At 65.8% G+C, this 21,383-nt stretch carries 22 protein-coding genes; 16 read left to right on the top strand and 6 right to left on the bottom strand.

All coding sequences use genetic code 11. The features are described from left to right. Window positions 1–3: 3 nt before the first annotated feature. Together HWX53_RS08405 and HWX53_RS08410 are read left to right on the top strand one after the other, a co-directional pair. On the top strand, window positions 4–873 hold the full coding sequence (locus HWX53_RS08405) for an SDR family oxidoreductase (RefSeq protein ID WP_175940298.1): 870 nt from the start codon (window positions 4–6) through the stop codon (window positions 871–873). A gap of 2 nt (window positions 874–875) precedes the next feature. Continuing rightward, window positions 876–1,832, top strand: coding sequence for an alpha/beta hydrolase (locus HWX53_RS08410; protein WP_175940299.1), 957 nt, complete (start codon window positions 876–878; stop codon window positions 1,830–1,832). Between the two features lie 581 nt (window positions 1,833–2,413). On the opposite strand, the gene HWX53_RS08415 is transcribed toward HWX53_RS08410, so the two are convergent. The 3 genes from HWX53_RS08415 to HWX53_RS08425 all read right to left on the bottom strand — a co-directional run bounded on the left by HWX53_RS08415 (window position 2,414) and on the right by HWX53_RS08425 (window position 5,216). Further along, complete coding sequence (locus HWX53_RS08415) at window positions 2,414–3,232, bottom strand: NRDE family protein (RefSeq protein ID WP_175940300.1); 819 nt, start codon at window positions 3,230–3,232, stop codon at window positions 2,414–2,416. A gap of 6 nt (window positions 3,233–3,238) precedes the next feature. Next, window positions 3,239–4,225 carry a folate-binding protein YgfZ gene (locus HWX53_RS08420; RefSeq protein WP_175940301.1) on the bottom strand — a complete coding sequence of 329 codons (987 nt, stop codon included), beginning with the start codon at window positions 4,223–4,225 and terminating at the stop codon, window positions 3,239–3,241. A gap of 658 nt (window positions 4,226–4,883) precedes the next feature. Continuing rightward, window positions 4,884–5,216 carry a hypothetical protein gene (locus tag HWX53_RS08425; RefSeq protein ID WP_175940302.1) on the bottom strand — a complete coding sequence of 111 codons (333 nt, stop codon included), beginning with the start codon at window positions 5,214–5,216 and terminating at the stop codon, window positions 4,884–4,886. A 252-nt stretch (window positions 5,217–5,468) separates the two neighbouring features. Between HWX53_RS08425 and mltG the strand changes: the two genes are divergently transcribed. The 9 genes from mltG to HWX53_RS08470 all read left to right on the top strand — a co-directional run bounded on the left by mltG (window position 5,469) and on the right by HWX53_RS08470 (window position 13,613). Beyond that, window positions 5,469–6,479 (top strand): endolytic transglycosylase MltG, encoded by a 1,011-nt coding sequence (gene mltG / locus HWX53_RS08430; RefSeq protein WP_175940303.1) that lies wholly within the window; start codon window positions 5,469–5,471, stop codon window positions 6,477–6,479. Then, a complete protein-coding gene (gene tmk / locus HWX53_RS08435; RefSeq protein ID WP_175940304.1) occupies window positions 6,479–7,099 on the top strand; it encodes a dTMP kinase in 621 nt (206 codons plus the stop codon). The genes mltG and tmk overlap by 1 nt, the downstream gene beginning before the upstream one ends. Window positions 7,100–7,116: 17 nt before the next feature. Further along, window positions 7,117–8,154 carry a DNA polymerase III subunit delta' gene (locus HWX53_RS08440; protein WP_175940305.1) on the top strand — a complete coding sequence of 346 codons (1,038 nt, stop codon included), beginning with the start codon at window positions 7,117–7,119 and terminating at the stop codon, window positions 8,152–8,154. A gap of 30 nt (window positions 8,155–8,184) precedes the next feature. Continuing rightward, window positions 8,185–8,712, top strand: a complete 528-nt coding sequence (locus tag HWX53_RS08445; protein ID WP_175940306.1) for a GNAT family N-acetyltransferase — start codon at window positions 8,185–8,187, stop codon at window positions 8,710–8,712. A 27-nt stretch (window positions 8,713–8,739) separates the two neighbouring features. Then, a complete protein-coding gene (locus tag HWX53_RS08450) occupies window positions 8,740–9,528 on the top strand; it encodes a TatD family hydrolase (protein ID WP_175940307.1) in 789 nt (262 codons plus the stop codon). Window positions 9,529–9,583: 55 nt separating this feature from the next. Further along, the gene (locus HWX53_RS08455; protein WP_175940308.1) at window positions 9,584–10,345 is read left to right on the top strand and encodes an ankyrin repeat domain-containing protein; all 762 of its coding nucleotides are present in this window, start codon (window positions 9,584–9,586) and stop codon (window positions 10,343–10,345) included. Between the two features lie 85 nt (window positions 10,346–10,430). Then, on the top strand, window positions 10,431–10,787 hold the full coding sequence (locus HWX53_RS08460; protein WP_175940309.1) for a Rap1a/Tai family immunity protein: 357 nt from the start codon (window positions 10,431–10,433) through the stop codon (window positions 10,785–10,787). Window positions 10,788–10,917: 130 nt separating this feature from the next. Further along, complete coding sequence (gene otsA / locus HWX53_RS08465) at window positions 10,918–12,303, top strand: alpha,alpha-trehalose-phosphate synthase (UDP-forming) (protein WP_175940310.1); 1,386 nt, start codon at window positions 10,918–10,920, stop codon at window positions 12,301–12,303. A gap of 242 nt (window positions 12,304–12,545) precedes the next feature. Beyond that, window positions 12,546–13,613, top strand: a complete 1,068-nt coding sequence (locus HWX53_RS08470) for a glycosyltransferase family 4 protein (RefSeq protein WP_175940311.1) — start codon at window positions 12,546–12,548, stop codon at window positions 13,611–13,613. A 111-nt stretch (window positions 13,614–13,724) separates the two neighbouring features. On the opposite strand, the gene HWX53_RS08475 is transcribed toward HWX53_RS08470, so the two are convergent. The 3 genes from HWX53_RS08475 to HWX53_RS08485 all read right to left on the bottom strand — a co-directional run bounded on the left by HWX53_RS08475 (window position 13,725) and on the right by HWX53_RS08485 (window position 15,612). Next, window positions 13,725–14,315: a YSC84-related protein gene (locus tag HWX53_RS08475; protein WP_175940651.1), complete on the bottom strand. Its 591-nt coding sequence runs from the start codon at window positions 14,313–14,315 to the stop codon at window positions 13,725–13,727. 296 nt (window positions 14,316–14,611) lie between these two features. Next, window positions 14,612–15,082 (bottom strand): hypothetical protein, encoded by a 471-nt coding sequence (locus HWX53_RS08480; protein ID WP_175940312.1) that lies wholly within the window; start codon window positions 15,080–15,082, stop codon window positions 14,612–14,614. Between the two features lie 224 nt (window positions 15,083–15,306). Beyond that, window positions 15,307–15,612 carry a PsiF family protein gene (locus HWX53_RS08485; protein ID WP_175940313.1) on the bottom strand — a complete coding sequence of 102 codons (306 nt, stop codon included), beginning with the start codon at window positions 15,610–15,612 and terminating at the stop codon, window positions 15,307–15,309. Window positions 15,613–15,839: 227 nt separating this feature from the next. On the opposite strand from HWX53_RS08485, the gene HWX53_RS08490 reads away from it, so the two are divergent. From HWX53_RS08490 to HWX53_RS08510, 5 genes are all read left to right on the top strand, one after another. Then, window positions 15,840–16,121 (top strand): hypothetical protein, encoded by a 282-nt coding sequence (locus HWX53_RS08490; RefSeq protein WP_175940314.1) that lies wholly within the window; start codon window positions 15,840–15,842, stop codon window positions 16,119–16,121. 196 nt (window positions 16,122–16,317) lie between these two features. Further along, window positions 16,318–17,280 (top strand): sugar ABC transporter substrate-binding protein, encoded by a 963-nt coding sequence (locus HWX53_RS08495; RefSeq protein ID WP_175940315.1) that lies wholly within the window; start codon window positions 16,318–16,320, stop codon window positions 17,278–17,280. A gap of 177 nt (window positions 17,281–17,457) precedes the next feature. Next, window positions 17,458–19,062, top strand: coding sequence for a sugar ABC transporter ATP-binding protein (locus HWX53_RS08500; RefSeq protein WP_175940652.1), 1,605 nt, complete (start codon window positions 17,458–17,460; stop codon window positions 19,060–19,062). Continuing rightward, window positions 19,063–20,070 (top strand): ABC transporter permease, encoded by a 1,008-nt coding sequence (locus HWX53_RS08505; protein WP_175940316.1) that lies wholly within the window; start codon window positions 19,063–19,065, stop codon window positions 20,068–20,070. 223 nt (window positions 20,071–20,293) lie between these two features. Beyond that, window positions 20,294–21,343, top strand: coding sequence for a LacI family DNA-binding transcriptional regulator (locus HWX53_RS08510; RefSeq protein WP_175940317.1), 1,050 nt, complete (start codon window positions 20,294–20,296; stop codon window positions 21,341–21,343). Window positions 21,344–21,383 lie beyond the last annotated feature (40 nt).

Raw genomic sequence — 21,383 nt, forward strand, 5'->3', positions numbered from 1 at the left:
CGCGTGGATCGTTTCGAAGGCAAGGTCGCCGTCATCACCGGCGCGGGCAGCGGGTTCGGCCGCGAGTTCGCGTACAAGGCGGCGTCGCTCGGCATGAAGCTCGTGCTCGCCGATATCGACGACGCCGCGCTCGCCGCCACCGTCGACGCCGTGCGCGCGCAAGGCGGCGATGCGCTCGGCGTGCGCACGGACGTCTCCGATGCGGCTCAAGTCGATGCGCTCGCTCAGGCCGCGCTCGACGCATACGGCGGCGTGCATTTGCTCTTCAACAACGCAGGCGTGGGCGCGGGCGGCTTCGTCTGGGAGAACAGCGCGAAAGACTGGCAGTGGGTCTTCGGCGTGAACGTGATGGGCGTGGCGAACGGCGTGCGCGCGTTCACGTCGATCATGCTGAAGCAGGCGGAGCCGGCGCATATCGTGAACACGGCGTCGGTGGCGGGCATGCTCGCCGCACCCGCGATGGGCGTCTACAACGCATCGAAGCACGCGGTCGTGGCGCTTACCGAGACGCTGTATCACGATCTGCGGCTCGCGGGCGCGTCCATCGGCGTGTCGCTCTTGTGCCCAGCGTTCGTGCCGACCGGCATTGCAAACGCCGAGCGCTCCCGGCCCGACGCGCTGGCCAACGACGCGCCGCTCACCGCATCGCAGAAAATGGCCGCGCGGCAATTGGCGCGCGCGGTGGAAAGCGGGCGGCTCTCGGCGCGCGACATCGCCGAGATGACGTTCGATGCGGTCCGCGATGGCCGTTTCTACGTGATCACGCATCCGGGCATCATGGCGTCGATTCGCCTGCGGCTCGACGATATCGCGCAACTGCGCAACCCGAGCGATCCGATGTCGGTCAGGGGCGAAACGAAGCGGGACGCGTGACGATGCCGCTCAATCCCAAGATCGCGCAGATTCTCGACATGGTCGCGCGCGCGAACCGTCCGCCGTATCACACGCTTACGCCCGACGAGGCGCGCGCCGCGTATGCAATGAGCGCGCCGATTCTCGATATCGCGCCCTTGCCGCTTTATAGCGTCGAAGACATGCGCATCGCCATGCGCGATGGCGCCGAGATCGGCGTACGCGTTTATCATCCCGCCGCGCCGAGTTGGGCCGAGCCCGCGCCCGCGCTGCTGTATCTGCATGGCGGCGGCTTTACGGTAGGCAGCATCGCGACGCACGACGCGCTCTGCCGCAAGTTCGCGCACGACGCGCGCTGCGCGGTGGTATCGGTCGATTACCGGCTCGCGCCGGAGCACAAATTCCCGGTCGCCGTGAACGACGCGTTCGACGCGCTGCAATGGCTCGCGCGCGAAGCGCCGATGCTCGGCATCGATCCGGCGCGGCTCGCCATCGGCGGCGACAGCGCGGGCGGCACGCTCGCCACCGTCTGCGCGGTGCTCGCGCGCGACGCGGGCATCGCGTTGCGGCTGCAACTGCTGATCTATCCGGGCACGAGCGCGCGGCAGCAAAGCGAATCGCATGCGCGGCTGGCCGAGGGCTATCTGCTGTCGGGCGAGACGATTCAATGGTTTTTCGCCCACTATCTGCGCGACGACCGCGACCGCGACGACTGGCGCTTCGCCCCGCTCGATGCAGCGGGCGGCCAGCCGGATTTCGTGGGCGTGGCGCCGGCGTGGATCGCGGCGGCGGACCATGATCCGCTCTACGACGAAGACATCGCGTATGCGGCGAAGCTCGCGGCCGCGGGCGTGCCGGTGACGCTCGCGCGCTACGAAGGCATGATCCACGAGTTCTTCAAGATGGGCGGCTTCGTGCCGGAAGTGGCGCAGGCGCATGTGGATGCGGTGGCGGCGTTGAAGGGGGCGTTCGAGAGCTAAAGCGCGGCGCTTTCGAACTCTTGCCAACTCGATGATGCGGGGCGTGCGTCAGCGCCGCGCGTGATCCACGGGTTCTTGAAGATGGCGGCTTAGTGCCGGAAGCGGCGCAGGCGCACGCGGATGCGGTAGTGGCGCTGAAGAGTGCGTGCGAGAGCTGAGGCGGGGCACTTTCGAACGTCCCCCAACTCGACCATGCGGGCCGTCCGTCAGCGCCGCGCCTGATCCACGCGTCTTCAAGATGACGGCTTCGTGCCGGAAGTAGCGCCGGCGCATGCGGATGCGGTAGCGGCGCTGAAGGGCGCGTTTGAGAGCTGAGGCGCGGCACTCGAGCCGTCCGTCAGCGCCGCGCATGGTCCACGAGTTCATCAAAATGGCCGGCTTCGTGCCGTAAGTGGCGCAGGCGCAGGCGCAGGCGCACGCGTATGCGGTAGCGGCGGTGAGAGGCGCGTTCGACAGCTCAGGCGCAGCACTTTTGCGCGTCCCCCCAACTCGACGATGCGAGCCGTCCGTCAGCGCCGCGATGAGGCGTTCGGTATCGGAAGCGGCGAACGCAGACACGCTGCGGACCCCGAAAGCCACACTCACGCAACGTCGAACGAAAACGCCCGCTCGACATTCCCCGGTCTGACGACCCGATGCGAACCATCATCATCGCTTCGCTCTTTGATCGTGAGCGAAAGGCCACCCAAGCGAGGCAGCACCCGCAGCGCGGTCGTGCTGCGCGTGCCGTATTCGGGCGTCTCGATGAACGCCGCCGACAGCACGCGCTCCCGCTCGATCGAAATTCCGGTGGACGGCAAATGTTCGTCATCAGCGATACGCGGGTCGCGCAGCGTGTCGATAAGAACGTCGAGCGCCGGATGCTCGCCGGCATGAATCAGATCGGCGAGCGCCTGCCGCTGCGCGACGAGCTTCGGCCATGGCGTATTCAGAAGGCTGTTCGAGAGACCGTGCACGCCGGCTTCGAGCAGCGCGGGCGGCGCGTCGGCGCGATTGCCGTACCAGCCGAGCTCGCGTCGCGCAAAATCGCCGCATAGCAGATTGAAGCCGTTATAGCGATGACCTTGCTCGGCCACGCGCCGCAGATAATCGAGCGGCGCTTCGCGCTCGCCCGCGAGGAACGCGCTCACAAGCGTGCCGCGGGTGGGCGCATCCGGGCGCATTTCGCTCGGCGCGCGATAGTTCGTCAGCGCGGCGAAGCGGCCGTCGCGGCTCACGCCGAGCCACGTGCCGCCGCCCGTCAGATCGCGGCCGGCCAACACGCCGGGCGCATCGGTCCACCAGTGCATCGGCTCGGCCTCGCGGCGGAAGAACTCGTCGCGGTTCGCGGCGAGCGTCAGCAGCGGGCGACCGTCGTTGGAACGCGCGTCGGGCTGCCAGTCGAATACGATCAGGCACATGGCTGATCAGACGTCGGACGGAAACGCATACGGCAGCGGCAGAAAGTCGAGGCGCGGGCCATCGACGGCACCGACGTGCACCGAGCCGTTATCGAGCGCCGCGAGCTTGATTTCGACGAGACAATCGACGCCGCCGCCTTCGGCTGGCGCGGCATTCACGACCATGCCGCACGGCTGACCGGGATCGTCCGAATGAAAGAGCGCCGCGCCGGGCGCGGCCGTTTCGCCGTGCGCGAGCGCCGTGCGCCGCTTGATGGTCCCGCGATACTGACTGCGCGCCACCACTTCCTGACCCGGATAACAGCCTTTCTTGAAGTTGACGCCACCCAGCACGTCGAAGTTGACCATCTGCGGGACGAATTGCTCGACGGTCGGCTGCGTGATGCGCGGCTCGCCCGCGTGAATGTCGAGCCAGTCCCACAGTTCGGCGGGCCCGCGCCGCAGCTTTTCGTCGAGTTCCGGCAAGTGCGCCTCGATATCGGCTTTCGTGCCGACCCACAGAAAGCGCGGACGGCCCGCGGCATCCGGCACGCGGATCAGCGCGCCGTGCGGACCTTCCACCTTGACGTGGATGCCATCGGGCAGCGCGTCGAAGATGCCGGAGAGCGCCGCGCGCACATCGCCCGCGAAACCGACGGCCGCGACTTCGGGCGTCGCGTCGGAGAGCTTGGCTTTCGCGCGCAGCACGAACATGGAGAGGCGCTTTTGCACGGGCGCCTGAATGTCGTGCGAGATCAGGAGACGCACGGCGTCGGCTGTGCGCCACATGAGGAACGAGCCGAGCAGGCGGCCCTTGGCCGAGCAATAGCCCGCGAGGCGCGCGGTGGAGGCGTCGAGATGCTGGACGTCGTTGGTCAACTGGTTATGCAGGAACGCGACGGCGTCATCGCCTTTCACGTCGATCACGCCGAACTGCGTGAGCGGCATGTGGACGCCCGCGGTCCTGACGGCTTCGAAATCGGCGGCGGCGAGGGAACTGGTCTGGGAATTCATAGGGACGATGTGTCGATGCGAAAGGCGCGGCCGGTCGATCCGGCCCCGCGCAGGTGGCAAGTCATTATATGGGGGTTGGGCGGGGCGTGTTTTCGCGCGCTGGCGGCGCGGCGTAACTTCAGGCTTCGCGGTCAGGGTCTGATGGCCCAAGCTGCCGTGGCATCACGGCGCACGGCTATCGCGTTCGCGTTGGCAGACGCATGTCTGCTGAGTGGCACGAGAGTCGCCTCGGATGCGCGGCCAGTCGGGGCCTCGTGGAATCGGCCGATGCGTTGAGCCTCTGCGGAGACCGTCGCGCTTCCTTCGCGTTGAGTGAGCGGGCAGGCGGGGCGGGCGCAAAGATGCGCCGAACACGCTTCGCAGTCCGTGCGTTTCGTGGCAATCGACCGCGCGTGCCGTCGCGGATTGGGGCCGCTAGTTGAGACGGCCGACTGCGCCCGTGCCGCGACGGCCGCCTGCCCGTTCGCATGCGCTTGCTCGCGGTTGTTCGTTATGTTCAGCTGCTGAATCAGACGCTACGGCGGGCGTTCACCCGCCGTAGCGTCGAAAGTGCGGGAAGCGGCAGCAGCGGCTCAAGCGACTCTCAGGCTTCCGCTTGCTTAGACGTGGCGCGGTCATCCGCGCCACACTGCCGTCTTCGTCCGCCCAGGTGAAGCCCTCACTGCCCAGCCGGCGACCTCACACTAGGCGTCGCAAGCGTGTTATTGCTCGTCGCAGGTGCCGTAGTGGTAGTGCCGTTCGTGGCGCTCGGCAGACCCGAGTTCGGCGCGCCCCCAGACATGCCGCTGGCGGAGCCGGTCGCGCCCGGCGAGCCGTAGCCGCCCGTCGCGCCGTTGCCTTGGTTGACCTGATTCGCCGGGCTCGCCGTGCTGCCCGTCGAACCGCCGTTGGAACCGCCCGCCGAGCCGCCGCCGCCCGCCTGCGCGAACGCGCCGCCCGACAGCGTCAGCGCGGCGACAGCCGCGATCAATGTGCTCATTGCCTTGCTCATGATCTCTTCCTCCTTGGTCGTTCTCCAAAATCGAGGCAGACGCTCATCGCCTGCTTAATTGAATGAGTCGCAAGTGCCGTGCCGCGTTCGCCCGGTCGTTCGCATCCAGCCACCCCTCCGCTCTGACCGAAGCGTGGCCGCATCTATACAATACGGGTCGAAATCGGCCGAACGGCTGCAAAAGGGGAGTCGCACGCTGACCCGATCGGCGCGCACCTCTCCGTCATCACTCCATTACTGCCTCTATTCGTCGTGTCTTTCCTGAAGAAATGCGTCGTGGCCGCGCTGCTCGTCGCGATACTCGCAGCGGCCGTCGCGGGCGGCGTCTATTACTGGGCCAATCGGCCGATGGCGCTTTCGCCCGCCGAACTCGATGTCACCATCAAGCCGCACAGCAGTCTGCGCAGCGTGAGCGCCCAGCTCAATCGCGGCGGCGTGCCTGTCGAGCCCGAGCTGTTCGTGCTGATGACGCGCGTGCTCGGCCTGTCCGCGCAGCTCAAATCCGGCAACTACGCGTTCAAGAGCGGCATCACGCCGTATGAGGTGCTGCAGAAAATCGCGCGCGGCGACGTGAACGAATACGTTGCGACCGTCATCGAAGGATGGACGCTGCAGAAAATGCGGAGTGAGTTGGACGGCAATCCCGCGCTCACGCACGACACGGCCGGCATGAGCGACATCGACTTGCTGAAAGCCATCGGCGCAACGGAAGTGGACAAAGCCTCCGCCGAGGGCCTGTTCTTCCCGGACACCTATCTCTTCGACAAGGGCACGAGCGATCTCGCCGTCTACAAGCGGGCGTATCGCACGATGCAAAAGCGCCTCGCCGAAGCGTGGGCGACGCGCGCGCCGAACCTGCCGTACAAGACGCCGTACGAGGCGCTCATCATGGCGTCGATCGTCGAGAAGGAGACGGGGCGCGCCTCCGACCGGCCGCTCGTGGCGGCGGTGTTCGCGAACCGGCTGCGCATCGGCATGCCGCTCCAGACGGACCCGAGCGTGATCTACGGGCTCGGCTCGACCTATGAGGGCCATCTGAAGAAAAAGGATCTGCAGACGGACACTCCGTACAATACCTACACCCGCATGGGCCTGCCGCCGACGCCGATCGCGCTGCCGGGCGTGGCCGCGCTCAGCGCCACGCTGAACCCCGCCCCGAGCAGCGCGCTGTATTTCGTGGCGCGCGGCGACGGCAGCAGCATCTTTTCCGACAATCTGGGCGACCACAACAGGGCCGTCGACAAGTACATCCGGGGTCAATGATGGCGCGCGGCACTTTCATCACGTTCGAAGGCATCGACGGCGCGGGCAAGACCACGCATCTCGACTGGTTTCGCCAGCAACTCGAAGAGAAAATCGCGGCGGGCGGCCACCATGTCGTCATGACGCGGGAACCCGGCGGCACCGCGCTCGGCGAAACGCTGCGCGGCATTCTGCTGAATCAGCCGATGGACCTCGAAACCGAGGCGCTCCTCATGTTCGCCGCGCGCCGCGAGCATCTCGCGCAGGTCATCGAGCCGGCGCTCGCGCGCGGCGACTGGGTGCTGTCCGACCGCTTCTCGGACGCGACCTACGCGTATCAGGGCGGCGGGCGCGGCCTGCCGCGCGACAAGCTGGAGGCGCTGGAGCGGTGGGTGCAGGGCGGTTTCCATCCGGATCTGACGGTGCTTTTCGACGTCCCGACCGAGACCGCGAGCGACCGCCGCTCGGCCGCGCGCGCGCCGGACAAGTTCGAAAGCGAGTCGGACGCGTTCTTCGAGCGCACGCGCGCCGAATATCTGCGTCGCGCGGCGGAATCGCCGGAGCGTTTCGTCATCGTCGATTCGACTCAGCCGATCGACGCGATCCGCGAGCGTCTGAAAGACGTGATCGCGGGCCTTTGAGACTACGACACAAAAAGATGATCTACCCCTGGCAAACCGACGACTGGCAACGCCTCCAGCAACTGCGCGCGCACTGGCCGCATGCGCTGTTGCTGCACGGAGAGGCGGGCATCGGCAAGCTCGCGTTCGCGCAGCATCTCGCGCAGGGGCTCTTGTGCGAGACGCCCGTCCCCAACGGCGAGCCGTGCGGCACGTGTCCCGCGTGCCTGTGGTTCTCGCAAGGCAATCACCCGGACTACCGCGCCGTGCTGCCCGAGGCGCTTGCCGCGCTCGCCGGACCGTCGGGCGCAGATGACGCATCCGCCGACAAAGCCGACGACGGCGAAGGCAAAAAAACGCGCGCGCCCAGCAAGGAAATCAAGATCGAGCAGGTGCGCGCGCTGCTGGACTTTTGCAGCCTCGGCTCGCATCGCGGAGGCTTGCGCGTGGTGCTGCTGTATCCGGCCGAGGCGCTCAATGTGGCGGCGTCGAATGCGCTTCTTAAAACGCTCGAAGAGCCGCCTTCGGGCGTCGTGTTTCTGCTCGTGTCGGCGAGGATCGACCGGCTGTTGCCGACGATCATCAGCCGCTGCCGGCAATGGCCGATGAGCCTGCCCGACGCCAACGCCGCGCGCGCGTGGCTCGCCTCGCAAGGCGTGGAGGATGCCGCGAGCCTGCTCGCCGAAGCGGGCGGCGCGCCGCTCGCCGCGCTGTCGCTCGCGCACGACGAAAACCGCGCGCTACGCGATTTCACGCTCGCGCAACTCGCCGCAGGCCCGAACTGCGATGCGTTCGCGTGCGGCGAAAACCTGCAGAAGCTGCCCGTGCCGATGGTCCTCGGCTGGCTGCAACGCTGGCTCTACGACGTGCTCGCGCAGCGCACCGCCGGCCGGCCGCGTTATTTCCCGGGCGCGGGCAAGGCGCTCGCGCGCTGCGCGCAAGCCGCCGATCCTGCCGCGCTCGCCCGCTGCATCAAGGCCGTCACACGTCAGCGCGCCGTGGAGAACCATCCGCTGAACGCGCGGCTCGTCTTCGAAGAACTGTTTCTCGCGTATCGCGGGATTTTCACCGCCTGAATTCTTGCTTCGTTTCCAACGCCATCGCTCATGAGTCTCACGTATCGCGACGCCACCCTCGACGACCTGCCCGCCATCGTCGCCATCTACAATTCGACGATCGCCTCGCGGCAAGTGACCGCGGACCTCGATCCGGTCAGCGTCGAAAGCCGTCTCGCGTGGTTCCATTCGCACGGCCCGAACGCGCGGCCGCTGTGGGTGGTCGAAGAGGGCGGCGCCGTGATCGCGTGGCTGAGTTTCTCGGATTTCTACGGCCGGCCGGCGTATGTGCGCACCGTCGAAGTGAGCATCTATCTGGACGAGCGCGCGCGCGGCAAGGGGCTCGGCAAGCAACTGCTGCGCGAAGCACTGGATAAGGCGCCGTCGCTACAAGTCGATACGGTGCTCGGCTTCGTCTTCGGCCATAACGAGCCGAGCATGAGGCTTTTCGCGAGCTTCGGCTTCGAAGCGTGGGGCACGCTGCCGCGCGTCGCGGTGCTGGACGGCGTGGAACGCGATCTCGTCATTCTCGGCTTGCGGCTGGACGACGCGCGCAAAGCCACGACGGCTGCGGCCTGAATCAAAAACAGTAGCAAGGAGCACGGGATGTTCGTCGATTCGCACTGTCACATCAATTTCGAAGGCTTGGCCGACCGGCTGCCGGACGTGCTCGACAAGATGCGCGCGCATGCGGTCACGCATGCGCTGTGCGTGTCGGTGGATCTGGAGACGCTGCCCTCGGTGCTCGATATCGCCGAGAGATGCGAGAACGTCTATGCGTCGGTCGGCGTTCATCCAGACCACGAGGACGCGAAAGAGCCGAGCGTCGCGGAACTGGTCGAACTGGCGGCGCACCCGAAAGTCTGCGCGATCGGCGAGACGGGACTCGACTACTATCGGCTGGAAGGCCGCAGCATCGCCGACATGGAATGGCAGCGCGAGCGGTTTCGCACGCACATCCGCGCCGCGCACGCGACGGGCAAGCCGCTCATCATCCACACGCGGTCGTCGTCGGAAGACACGCTGCGCATCATGGAAGAGGAGCGCGCGAGCGTGCCGGGCGGCGTGATGCACTGCTTCACCGAGCCGTGGGACGTAGCGGAAGCGGCGCTCGCGCAGAACTTCTTTATCTCGCTCTCCGGCATCGTCACGTTCAAGAAGGCGACGGACGTGCAGGACGTCGCGCGGCGCGTGCCGCTTGACCGGCTGCTGATCGAAACCGACTCGCCGTATCTGGCGCCGGTGCCGTATCGCGGCAAGCCGAATGAACCTGCGTACGTGAGTTATGTCGGACGTTTCATCGCGCAGCTGCGCGAGCAGACGGACGAAGCGGTGGCGCAAGCGACCACCGACAACTTCTTCCGGCTTTTCAAGATCGCGCGCGCGGCTGCCTGAGCATGGTCAGGCAAGCGGCGCGATTCATCGTTTCATGGCAATTCGAAGGTCCACTATGAACAATTCCCCGATGGTTTCCACTCAGTCCGCCACGAATGCACGCTCGCAGCCCGCCACGCGCGGCGGCAGGCGCGCGGCGGTGCGCGGGCTTTTCGCGGGCGCGCTCATCGCCGCGTGTGCGTTCGCGCAACCGGTCTGGGCCGCTTCCGTGGACTCGCTCATCAAGGCAGTGAAGTTCGACGACGTGTCCGAGGTCAAGAAGCAGCTCGCGCAGGGCGCCGACCCGAATACGGTCGACAACACCGGCGCGCCGCTGCTCGTCATCGCCGCGCGCGAGAAGTCGGACAAGGTCGGCCAGCTGCTCGCCGACAACCCGAACACGGACCTCGAAAAGCTCGATTCCGCCGGCGAGAACGCGATGATGCTCGCCGCGCTCAACGGCGACGCGACGTTCGTAAATCTGCTGATCGCGAAGGACGCCGAAGTGAACAAGAAGGGCTGGACGCCGCTGCATTACGCGGCGACCAACGGCCACGACGACATCGTGAAGATTCTGCTCGACCACTCCGCCTACATCGACGCCGGATCGCCGAACGGCACGACGCCGCTGATGATGGCGGCGCGCGGCGGCCATCTGTCGACGTGCAAACTGCTGCTCGATCAGGGCGCCGATTTGCGCGTGAAGAACCAGATCGGCATGACGGCGGTGGATTTCGCCCGCAAGTACAACGAGAAGGACGTCGCGGAAGGTTTGCAGGCGCGCCTCGACGCCATGCAAGGCGGCGCTGCTCAAAGCGGCGCAAATGGGTCAAAATAACACTGCTACGCTCGAAACCGGGCGAGCGCGGTCAGGCGCGGCCGCCTCGCCCCAATACGCCGCCGCTCAACAGACAAGGAAGACCATGCTGCGGGAATTCGCCATCGCCTGTGTTCTTGCGACGCCCGTGTGCGCGTTCGCATTCACCGGCAACGATCTCAACAAGCTCTGCATCAAGACCGACCCGAACTCGCGTACCGCGTGTGCCGCCTATATCGAAGGCGCGGCCGACGGCGTGTACAACACGATCGAAGCTATCGGCGGCACCACGGGGCCGCAAGTCGGCCAGTACTTCTGCCTGCCGGCCGACGTGAAGCCGCAGCAACTGACGGACGCGGTGCGCAAGTACATCGCGGACAACCCCGACAAGGCGAACTTCAACGCCACGACGATGGTTTCGCTCGGCCTCGGCAAGGCGTTTCCCTGCAAGGCGGAACGCTGAACGCGCGCCGACGCGCCTCTTGCAGCGGCTCGGGTGATCGGACGCGGCGCGGAAACCCGCACGCCGTTTGCTGGTCGAACGTCGGACAGCGATTTCCGCACATCACACAAAAAACGCAAGAGGAAAGCCTATGAGCCGTCTCGTCGTCGTATCCAACCGGGTCGCCACGCCGACCGAAACCAAGGGCTCTGCCGGCGGCCTCGCCGTCGGCGTGTTCGGCGCGCTGAAGGACAGCGGCGGCGTCTGGTTCGGCTGGAGCGGGGACGTCGTGAGCGAGAGCGTCGCGAATCAGGGGCCGACGCTCGTGCAGGACGGCGCCGTGACGTTCGCCACCGTCGGCCTGCCGAAGAAGGACTACGACCAGTACTACCGCGGCTTCTCGAACGCGATGCTGTGGCCCGTTTTCCACTATCGCAACGATCTCGCCGTCTACGACCGCGACGAATATGCCGGCTATCGCCGCGTGAATTCGTGGCTCGCCCACAAGCTCATCAAGCTGCTGGAGCCGGACGACGTCATCTGGGTCCACGACTATCACCTGATTCCGTTCGCCGAGGCGCTGCGCAGCGCGGGCATCACGAACCGCATCGGCTTCTTTCTGCATATTCCGTTTCCATCGCCGCAGATTCTGCTCAACATTCCGCCGCATGAGGAACTGGTGCGGTCGTTGTGCTGCTACGACGTGGTCGGCTTCCAGACCGAAGGCGATCAGACCGCCTTTCACGACTACATCGTGCGGCACGCGCACGGCACCGCGACGGAGGACGGCCACGTCGAGGCGTTCGGGCGCAAGCTGAAGACGGGCGTGTACCGCATCGGCGTATTCCCCGACGAGATCGCGGAACAGGCGCAGCGCGGCGAGGCGCGGCAGGACGTGATGGACCTGAAGCAGAGTCTCGAAGGCCGCAAGCTCATCATGAGCGTCGACCGGCTGGATTATTCGAAAGGGCTCGTCGAACGGTTTCGCGCGTTCGAGCATTTTCTGGAGAAATCGCCCGAATGGCGCGGCAACGTCACGCTCGTGCAGATCGCGCCGCCCACGCGCTCGGACGTCGAAACGTATCAGCAGATCCGCCAGAACCTCGAATACGAAGCAGGGCGCATCAACGGGCGCTATTCCGGCCTCGATTACACGCCGATCCGCTATTTGAACCAGCGCTATGACCGCTGGAAGCTGATGTCGCTGTTCCGCGAATCGCAGATCGGGCTCGTGACTCCGCTGCGCGACGGCATGAATCTCGTCGCGAAGGAATACGTCGCCGCGCAGAATCCGGACGATCCCGGCGTGCTCGTGCTCTCGCAATTCGCGGGCGCGGCGGGCGAAATGACGGGCGCGGTGATGGTGAATCCGCACGATGTCGTCGGCATGAGCGACGCGCTCGCCCGTTCGCTCGCCATGCCGCTCGCCGAGCGCCAGCAGCGTTACCAGACCAACATGGCGGCGCTGCGCAAGCACAATCTCGGCGTCTGGCGCGACGATTTCCTGGCCGACCTTCGCGGCGTGCGACGCAAGTAACAGGCGCGCGAAACGGTTGTTTCCGGCCTGTAACAGAGCGATGAAAGTGCAAGAGAACGCCGGTTCGCGCCGCGTCGCCGTCGATAATGAATCGTCGCGCGGCGGGCCGGCTTGCCGCATCCAACGATCGAGGGAAACCCTCGTTAGCCGGCTGACAGTCTGCTGTCATACTCAGTCTCGCGCGACGCATTGAGAACACGAGCACACGCTCGCACGTCGAAGTTCGCATGGAGACGAGAACGATGAGGATTGCCCAAATTGCCCCGTTGACCGAGTCGGTCCCGCCCAAGCTCTACGGCGGCACGGAGCGCGTCGTGTCGTATCTCACGGAGGCGCTCGTCGAGCTTGGCCACGATGTGACGCTGTTCGCCACCGGCGACTCGCAAACCACGGCGAAGCTCGAAGCCGTCTGGCCGCGCGCGCTGCGCCTCGACCCGGCGATTCGCGACCGCATCGCGCCGCACATGCTGCTGATGGAACTGGTGCGCCGCCGCGCCGAGGAGTTCGACGTCCTGCATTTCCACATGGACTATTACTCCTTCTCGCTCTTCAACCGGCAGGACACGCCGTTCGTCACGACCTTGCACGGGCGGCTCGACTTGCCCGAGCAGCAGCCGGTTTTCGACACGTTCAACACCGCGCCCGTGATCTCGATCTCCGATTCGCAGCGCCATCCGTTGCCGCAGGCGAAGTGGGTCTCGACGGTCTATCACGGCCTGCCGGAGACGCGTTATGTGCCGCAGCCCGTCGAGCAGAAGTATCTGGCGTTCCTCGGGCGCATCTCGCCGGAAAAGCGCGTCGATACGGCCATTCGCATCGCGGGGCGCTGCGGCTTGCCGATTAAGATCGCGGCCAAAGTCGATGCAGCCGATCACGAATACTTCGAGCGCGAAATCGCGCCGCTGCTGGAGTTGCCCTACGTCGAATTCATCGGCGAGATCAACGATGCGCAGAAGGCGGACTTCCTTTCGGGCGCGCACGCGCTGGTTTTCCCGGTCGACTGGCCCGAGCCGTTCGGACTCGCGATGATCGAGGCGATGGCCTGCGGCACGCCCGTTATCGCGTTCAATCGCGGCGCGGTGCCGGAAGTGGTGGACGAGGGCGTGTCGGGCTTTATCGTGGAAGACGAGATCGGCGCGGTGGCGGCGGTGAACCGGCTGCATACGCTCTCGCGGGCGGGCGTGCGCAGGCGCTTCGAGGAGCGCTTCACGTCGCACCGCATGGCGCGGCAATATCTCGACGCGTATCAGGCCGTGGTGCGCGCGCAAAAGCGCTCGCGCTTCAAGCTGATCGATCGCGCGGCGACCTGAGTCCTCGAACCGCCAGAACGAAAACGAAAAAACCGCCGTGCGACGCGACCTCGAGTCGCGCCGCACGGCGGTCATGCTTTCCGCCGGGACCGTGAGACGGCGCGCGCCGCCTTACATCTTTAGGCGCGTCACCTTCGTGCCCTGGAGCGACACGTCGGCCATCAGGCCCGCGTTCGTCAGCACGAACGCTTCGACCGGGTTGGTGGCGGTGGTCGTGTCGACCGCGCCGTTCGCGCCCATCTTGACGAGCGCCACGGATGCATCGGCGCCTGCCGACCAGCCGTCCGAATTGCGGAATTTGTCGAGCGCGTCCTGCGTCATGAAGAGGAAGATGATCGACTTCGACTGCGCGCCCGCTTGCAAGCCGAAGGAGCCGGACGTCGTGCTGTAGTAGCCGACCGTGCTGCCACCCACGCGCAGCGAGCCCTTGCCGTACTGCGCGCCGACGATGAAGCCTGCCTGAATCACGGACGGGAACACGAGCACGCCGCGCGACTTCGCGACCAGTTCGCGCGAGCCGGGAACCGTCGCATAGAGCCGCTGGATGGTGCTGTCGACGTCCGCGTCGATGCTGCGGCGATCGTCCGCGCTGCCGGCGGCCTTTTCAGCGCCGGTATTCGAATTCGTCGTGCAACCGGCAAGCGCGAGGCCTCCCAGCGCCAACACGGCCGTCGTCTTGAGCATGAAGTTTCGTCTTTGCATCATTGTTCTCCATCGTGGAATTTAGGAAACCCCATAGTGCGGGAGGGTGAGGCACGCCAAGTTATAGCACAGCGACGCAACAACGCGACGCTCGCACCGGACACAGATACCGCGTTCCGCGCATGCCGCGCAAGCCCTGCGTCGCATCCGCGCGTCGTCGATTTGACGACGGCGAATGGCCGGCTATTTCGCCCGCCCCGCTGCCTGAAGCCCTGCATTAATTTCACCGCACCGGTCACGGTGACGGCGGCAACGCCGCGTAGCGAGTAGCAACGACCGTACCCGGGTCGCCTGCGTCAGTGGCTCGTCGTTTTTACTTTGGTCGGAGGAACGGGCTCCGGCGCGCGCGACGGTCGCCGCAATGCGCGCTTGATTCCGCCGATCACGATGCCGACGGCAAGAAGAAAAGCCGCTGGCACGACCCAATAGCCGATGAAGGCATGCCACAGATAGTCGGCGAGGGTGGCCTTGCGATGCGCGTATTCATCGAGCGCTTCCTGATGGCGGCGGGCGTTGGCTTGGAGAACGTCGGCGGGGCAGCCGGCTGCGCGCGCTTCGTCCGGCGCGCCGTGACAACGGGCGGCGGCACCGGCGGACCGCTGGGCATCGGTGAGTTCCCAGGTCGAGAGCGCCTTTTGAAGATCGACCGTGTTGTAGGCCATTTCCTCGCGCACCTCGTTGACCGCGACGATCATCACGGGCACAGCCCAGAAGGTGATCGTCACGAGCCACCGGCGGAACCAGCGGTTCTTGTATTTCCATGCCATCCGTTGCCTCCATGCGAGGCTTGTCGCCACGCTAGACGAGCGGCGGCCGATGGCGTGTTTCTTGTATTCGTGAGGGGCCGCCTTCGCGCCATCTTATGAGAAAAAGACGGCGGTGCGAAACACTTGCTTGGGTGCAGTGCAATATCTACGGACGGCAAGGGGAGGCAGCCCGCGCCGCACGCGATCGACGCGGCGCGAATCAGACGATGCGGCCCGCGCCGCGATCAGCCCTTGGTGCTGAGACAACTCTTCATGAACGCCTTGCGGTCGTCGCCCTTCTTGCCGGATGCCTGGCTGTTGCACGCAGTCATGCGCTGCTGCTGGGTCATCGGCGCGGAGGCGGCGGAGGCCGCGGCGGGCGTCGCGGACAGGCAACTCTTCATGAATGCCTTGCGGTCGTCGCCCTTTTTGTTGCCTGCCTGCTTGTTGCAGTCGCTCATCTTCGACTGCTGGCTATTGGCCGCGAAAGCCGTATGCGTGCCCAGCGTAAGACTCAAAACAACGATAAGGGCAGTAGCTCGGATGGTCATGTAACGCTCCCTGAGTAATTGACGATTCTTCTTGAATAAGCGAGTTTCGACGTCTCGCCCGCGCATTATGGCAAAGCAGGTTTCAACTGAGTGTGCGATAAGGTTAAGTCTCGAGGTTGATTCTTTTGACCGCGCGCCGCGCCTTGCAACGCGCTTTCGCCGGCGAGCGGACGCAGTGATCCTTCACGCAACGACGCGTTCTCGCGATCCACGACAGGAGCCGCTTCATGTCCACACCGCTCGCCGATCACTACAAGGGCTTCGCCATCCACGTGCAGGCCATGCGACGCGCGAAAGAGCGTGACGAGCCGGACGACGGCCCGCGCCACTTCGACATCTTCGTGACCATTTCACGCGACGCGGCCGGGGAGAGCGGCCGCTCCGCCATGTTCGGCGTGCCGGAGCAGGAGCCGTTCGAGAGCCCGATCGATGCGACGCGCGCCGGCATCGACTATGGCCGCAAGATCATCGACAACGAGATCGAGGGCCAGTCCGTCGCCGATCTCTGAGCGGCTGCGGCTGGCTTCGAACGCGCGCGAGACCACATTGCGCGTGCGTCCGAAGCGCCCAGTGCACGTTAGCCCGATTGACCGCGCGCCTCCCACGAACGAGAATCGACGGCGGCAAACGTTGAACCGCCCACGTTTCGCGTGACATGCAAGACAACTGCAAACAACACCAATCAAAACACCGGAGGAGAACCGCATGAAGTCAGCCATTCGCCGTCGCGTCCTGTCAGCCGCCGTCGCGCTCGTTGCGTGCAGCGCGCTGCCTTTCGCCGCATCGCCCGCGTTCGCGCAGAGCGCCGGCAAGCCGAAGGTCGCGCTCGTGATGAAGTCGCTCGCCAACGAGTTCTTCCTCACGATGGAAAACGGCGCGAAAGACTACCAGCAGCACAACGCCGACAAGTTCGAGCTCATCACCAACGGCATCAAGGACGAAACCGATACGGCCGCGCAGATCCGCATCGTCGAGCAGATGATCGTCTCGAAGGTCGATGCGCTCGTCATCGCGCCGGCGGATTCGAAGGCGCTCGTGCCGGTCATCAAGAAGGCGGCGGACGCGGGCATCATCGTGGTGAATATCGACAACCGGCTCGACCAGGACGTGCTCAAGTCGAAGGACCTGAACGTGCCGTTCGTCGGCCCGGACAACCGCAAGGGCGCGCGCCAGGTCGGCGACTATCTCGCCAAGCACCTGAAGAAGGGCGACGAAGTCGGCATCATCGAAGGCGTCTCGACGACCACCAACGCGCAGCAGCGCACGGCCGGTTTCAAGGACGCGATGGACGCGGCCGGCATGAAGGTGGTCGCGCTCCAGTCGGGCGACTGGGAAATCGACAAGGGCAACGCCGTCGCGTCGCAGATTCTCAACGCGAACCCGAACGTCAAGGCGCTCTTATGCGGCAACGACAACATGGCCATCGGCGCGGTGTCGGCGGTGCGCGCGGCGGGCAAGGCCGGCAAGGTGCAGGTGGTCGGGTACGACAACATCAACGCCATCAAGCCGATGCTGAAGGACGGCCGCGTGCTCGCCACCGCGGATCAATACGCGGCGAAGCAGGCCGTGTTCGGCATCGACGTGGCGCTCAAGGCCATTGCCGGGCACAAGAAGCAGTCGGAGCTCTCGACCGTGGTGGAAACGCCCGTCGATCTCGTGATGAAGTAAAGCGCAGCCAGCGTTGCGCCGCGAACCGTTCGTCCTCAAGTTCGCGGCCATCATGCCGTTAAGACGGACGAGCGCGGTGGACGGATGGCGGCGGAGCGCGCCGGCCGCCGTCCCGCCGCAACGCATGCACAACTTTGCCGAGGATGCACCGACCGCCTTGAGCGACCTTACGCCATGATGAAAGACGCGCACGACGCGAGCGTGCTGACCGTCACGGGAATCGGCAAGACCTATGTCGAGCCGGTGCTGGCCGACGTATCGCTCGGACTCTCGCCGGGCGAGGTGCTCGCGTTGACCGGCGAGAACGGCGCGGGCAAGAGCACGCTGTCGAAGATCATCGGCGGGCTTACGAATCCGAGCACGGGCACCATGACGCTCGCGGGCCAGCCGTACGCGCCGCAAAGCCGCACCGAAGCCGAATCGCTCGGCGTGCGCATGGTCATGCAGGAGCTGAACCTGCTGCCGACGCTTTCGGTCGCGGAGAACCTGTTCCTCAACCGCCTGCCGCAGAAAGGGCGCCTGAAAATCGGCTGGATCGACCGCAAGCGGCTCGCCGAGGACGCGCGGCACGCGATGGCGCAAGTCGGGCTCGATGCGATCGACCCGGAGACGCCCGTGGGCCATCTCGGCATCGGGCATCAGCAGATGGTCGAAATCGCGCGCAATCTGATCGGCGATTGCCGCGTGCTGATTCTCGACGAACCCACCGCGATGCTCACCGCACGCGAAGTCGATCTCCTTTTCGAGCAGATCGCGCGGCTCAAGGCGCGCGGCGTGGCGCTCGTCTATATCTCGCATCGGCTGGAAGAACTGAGGCGCATCGCGGAGCGCGCGGCCGTGCTGCGCGACGGCCGCCTCGTGCACGTCGGGCCGATGAGCGCGCTGAAGAGCGACCAGCTCGTCACGCTGATGGTGGGCCGTGAACTGGGCGAACGCATCGATCTCGGCGAGCGCAAGCTGGGCGGCGTCGCGCTGAAAGTAGACGGCATGACGCGCGCCCCGGCCGTGCGCGACGTGTCCTTCGAAGTGCGCGCGGGCGAGATTTTCGGCATCAGCGGGCTGATCGGCGCGGGGCGCACGGAACTCATGCGCCTGATCTACGGCGCGGATCGCGCGGACGCCGGCACGGTGTCCGTCTCGCGCGGCGGCGAATCACTGCGCCCGGTGAACATCCAGTCGCCGTCGGACGCGGTGAAAAACGGCATCGCGCTCATCACGGAGGACCGCAAGGGCGAGGGCCTGCTGCTCGGCCTGCCCATCGCCGCGAACGTTTCACTCGGCAACGTCGGCGCGGTGGCGCGTCACGGCGTGATCGACACGCGCCGCGAAGCCGCGCTCGCCGAGCGCCAGATCGACGCCATGCGCATCCGCACGTCGGGGCCGGCGCAGGCGGTGTCCGAGCTTTCGGGCGGCAATCAGCAGAAAGTGGTGATCGGCCGCTGGCTCGCCCGCGACTGCACCGTGCTGCTTTTCGACGAACCGACGCGCGGCATCGACGTCGGCGCGAAGTTCGACATATACGGGCTCATGGGCGCGCTCGCCCGCGAAGGCCGCGCGCTCGTGGTCGTGTCGAGCGATCTGCGCGAACTGATGCTGATCTGCGACCGGATCGGCGTGATGTCGGCCGGGCGCATGACCGGCGTGTTCGAGCGCGCGAACTGGACGCAGGATGCGTTGCTCGCGGCGGCTTTCGCGGGCTACGCGAAGCGCGAGGCGATTCTCCACGAGCCGCTCGCGCCCGACGCGAAGCCGCCCGAACAAGACAATTTGCTGGAGCATTGAATGACCGGACAGACCGAAGCGAATCTGCCAGCCGATGCGCCTAAAAGCGGCAAGAACGCGAAGGGCGCGGGCACGCGCCTGGGCTTCTCCAATTATCTGGGGCTGGCCGGCGCGCTCGCCGCGATGATCGCGCTTTTCTCCGTGCTGAGTTCCCACTTTCTGACGTACGACACGTTCAGCACGATCGCGAACCAGATACCGGATCTCGTCGTGATGTCGGTCGGCATGACGTTCGTGCTGATCATCGCGGGCATCGACTTGTCGGTGGGCTCGGTCCTTGCGCTCGGCGCGTCGGTGGTGAGCGTGGCCGCGCTGAAGTGGCACTGGCCCGCGCTTCCGGCGGCGCTCATCGGGCTCGCCGCCGCCGCGCTGACGGGCACGGTCACGGGACTCGTCACGGTGGCGTGGCGCATTCCGTCGTTCATCGTGTCGCTCGGCGTGCTGGAAGCGGCGCGCGGGCTCGCGTATCAGATGACGAACTCGCGCACCGCGTATATCGGCGATGCGTTCGATTTTCTGTCGAATCCGATCGCGTTCGGCATCTCGCCGGCGTTCCTGATTGCGGTCGCGGTGATGATTCTTGCGCATTGGGTCTTGACCCGGACGATTTTCGGCCGTTATCTGGTAGGCATCGGCACGAACGAGGAAGCGGTGCGGCTCGCGGGTGTCGATCCGCGGCCGTACAAGGTCATCGTGTTCGCGCTGATGGGCGCGCTGTCCGGACTGGCCGCGCTGTTCCAGATTTCTCGTCTCGAAGCCGCGGATCCGAACGCGGGCGCGGGCGTGGAGCTTCAGGTGATCGCGGCGGTGGTGATCGGCGGAACGAGTCTGATGGGCGGGCGCGGCTCGGTCATCAGCACGTTTTTCGGCGTTCTCATCATCTCGGTGCTGGCGGCGGGGCTCGCGCAGATCGGCGCGAACGAGCCGACCAAGCGCATCATCACGGGCGCGGTGATCGTGGTCGCGGTGGTGCTGGATACGTACCGGAGCCGGCGCAGGCGCGGATGATGTAGCAGGGCAGCAGGCAGCACGTCGGCGCTTCGCAACGGGGTGGGCGGCGACGTTAAACGTAAGTGCAGTCAAATAGAGATGACCGGGCAGTCCGTTCAACGTCTAGACAACGTCAAGAGCGGTGAGCGGAAGGAAAACGGCCGGGCGCGGGAGGGCCGCGCGAGAGGACGTTTCCGGTCAATAAAAGAAGTTGGACCAAAGCATAAGCGAAGGACGATGTATGGCGACGATCAAGGACGTGGCAGCCATTGCTGGGGTGTCGTTTACGACGGTGTCCCACGTAGTGAACAATTCGAGGCCGGTATCGGCCGATGTGCGGGCGAAGGTCGAGCGCGCGATCCGCGAGCTGGACTACGTGCCGTCGGCCGTGGCGCGCTCGCTCAAGGCGAAGTCCACGGCGACCATCGGGCTGCTTGTGCCGAACGCGACGAATCCGTACTTCGCCGAACTGGCGCGCGGGGTCGAGGACGGCTGCGCGAAAAACGGCTACTGCGTCTTCTTCTGCAACTCGGACGACGATCCCGCCAAGCAGCGCAACTATCTGCGCGTCTTGCAGGAAAAGCGCATCGACGGCCTCGTGATCGCATCGGCGGGCGAGGACGCGGTGCTCGCGCAATGTCTCGCGGGCGCGCGTGAGCCGCTCGTCATCGTGGACCGCAACATCGAGGGCGTCTCGGCGGACCTCGTCCAGATCGACCACGAAAAAGGCGCGTATATCGCGACGAAGCATTTGCTGCAAACGGGGCATTCGGAGATCGGCTGCATTACCGGCCCGGTCGCGACGGCGGTGAGCGCCATGCGCCTGCACGGCTTTATCCGCGCGATGGCCGAGCGCGGCGTCGAGATCGAGCCGAACGCGATCGTCCAGAGCGACTTTTCCGCGACGGGCGGCTATGCGGCGGCCTCGCAACTCTTCGACGCGATGAAGCCGACCGCGATCTTCGCGTGCAACGACATGATGGGCATCGGCGCGCTGCGGGCGGCGGCCGAGCGCAAGATTCGCGTGCCGGACGATTGCTCGATCATCGGCTTCGACGATGTCGAGTTGTCGCGCTACACGTATCCTGCGCTCTCGACGGTCGGCCATTCGGTGCGCGCGCTCGGCGAGATGGCCGCGCAGACGCTGATCGAGCGCATCGTCGGCAAGCTCGGCGGCACGACGCGCCGCCGCGTCGTCCCGCCGCGTCTCGTGCTGCGCGAATCCACGGCGGTCGTGCCCGAGTCGCATGGCGCCGAGAGCGGCGCCGTGGCAGACGCCAGATCGGAATAACGCGGATTAACGCAGGACAACAACGGAGCAGGATTTCATC

Source organism: Caballeronia sp. BCC1704 (genome assembly GCF_902833455.1).
Taxonomy (GTDB): Bacteria; Pseudomonadota; Gammaproteobacteria; order Burkholderiales; family Burkholderiaceae; genus Caballeronia.

What these genes read in the sequence shown, in the direction of transcription:
- HWX53_RS08410 (WP_175940299.1), top strand. Translation starts at nt 876, where the DNA reads ATGCCGCTCAATCCCAAGATCGCGCAGATTCTCGACATGGTCGCGCGC.
- HWX53_RS08415 (WP_175940300.1), bottom strand. Translation starts at nt 3,232, where the DNA reads ATGTGCCTGATCGTATTCGACTGGCAGCCCGACGCGCGTTCCAACGAC.
- HWX53_RS08420 (WP_175940301.1), bottom strand. Translation starts at nt 4,225, where the DNA reads ATGAATTCCCAGACCAGTTCCCTCGCCGCCGCCGATTTCGAAGCCGTC.
- HWX53_RS08425 (WP_175940302.1), bottom strand. Translation starts at nt 5,216, where the DNA reads ATGAGCAAGGCAATGAGCACATTGATCGCGGCTGTCGCCGCGCTGACG.
- tmk (WP_175940304.1), top strand. Translation starts at nt 6,479, where the DNA reads ATGGCGCGCGGCACTTTCATCACGTTCGAAGGCATCGACGGCGCGGGC.
- HWX53_RS08440 (WP_175940305.1), top strand. Translation starts at nt 7,117, where the DNA reads ATGATCTACCCCTGGCAAACCGACGACTGGCAACGCCTCCAGCAACTG.
- HWX53_RS08445 (WP_175940306.1), top strand. Translation starts at nt 8,185, where the DNA reads ATGAGTCTCACGTATCGCGACGCCACCCTCGACGACCTGCCCGCCATC.
- HWX53_RS08450 (WP_175940307.1), top strand. Translation starts at nt 8,740, where the DNA reads ATGTTCGTCGATTCGCACTGTCACATCAATTTCGAAGGCTTGGCCGAC.
- HWX53_RS08455 (WP_175940308.1), top strand. Translation starts at nt 9,584, where the DNA reads ATGAACAATTCCCCGATGGTTTCCACTCAGTCCGCCACGAATGCACGC.
- HWX53_RS08460 (WP_175940309.1), top strand. Translation starts at nt 10,431, where the DNA reads ATGCTGCGGGAATTCGCCATCGCCTGTGTTCTTGCGACGCCCGTGTGC.
- otsA (WP_175940310.1), top strand. Translation starts at nt 10,918, where the DNA reads ATGAGCCGTCTCGTCGTCGTATCCAACCGGGTCGCCACGCCGACCGAA.
- HWX53_RS08470 (WP_175940311.1), top strand. Translation starts at nt 12,546, where the DNA reads ATGAGGATTGCCCAAATTGCCCCGTTGACCGAGTCGGTCCCGCCCAAG.
- HWX53_RS08475 (WP_175940651.1), bottom strand. Translation starts at nt 14,315, where the DNA reads ATGCAAAGACGAAACTTCATGCTCAAGACGACGGCCGTGTTGGCGCTG.
- HWX53_RS08480 (WP_175940312.1), bottom strand. Translation starts at nt 15,082, where the DNA reads ATGGCATGGAAATACAAGAACCGCTGGTTCCGCCGGTGGCTCGTGACG.
- HWX53_RS08485 (WP_175940313.1), bottom strand. Translation starts at nt 15,612, where the DNA reads ATGACCATCCGAGCTACTGCCCTTATCGTTGTTTTGAGTCTTACGCTG.
- HWX53_RS08490 (WP_175940314.1), top strand. Translation starts at nt 15,840, where the DNA reads ATGTCCACACCGCTCGCCGATCACTACAAGGGCTTCGCCATCCACGTG.
- HWX53_RS08495 (WP_175940315.1), top strand. Translation starts at nt 16,318, where the DNA reads ATGAAGTCAGCCATTCGCCGTCGCGTCCTGTCAGCCGCCGTCGCGCTC.
- HWX53_RS08500 (WP_175940652.1), top strand. Translation starts at nt 17,458, where the DNA reads ATGAAAGACGCGCACGACGCGAGCGTGCTGACCGTCACGGGAATCGGC.
- HWX53_RS08505 (WP_175940316.1), top strand. Translation starts at nt 19,063, where the DNA reads ATGACCGGACAGACCGAAGCGAATCTGCCAGCCGATGCGCCTAAAAGC.
- HWX53_RS08510 (WP_175940317.1), top strand. Translation starts at nt 20,294, where the DNA reads ATGGCGACGATCAAGGACGTGGCAGCCATTGCTGGGGTGTCGTTTACG.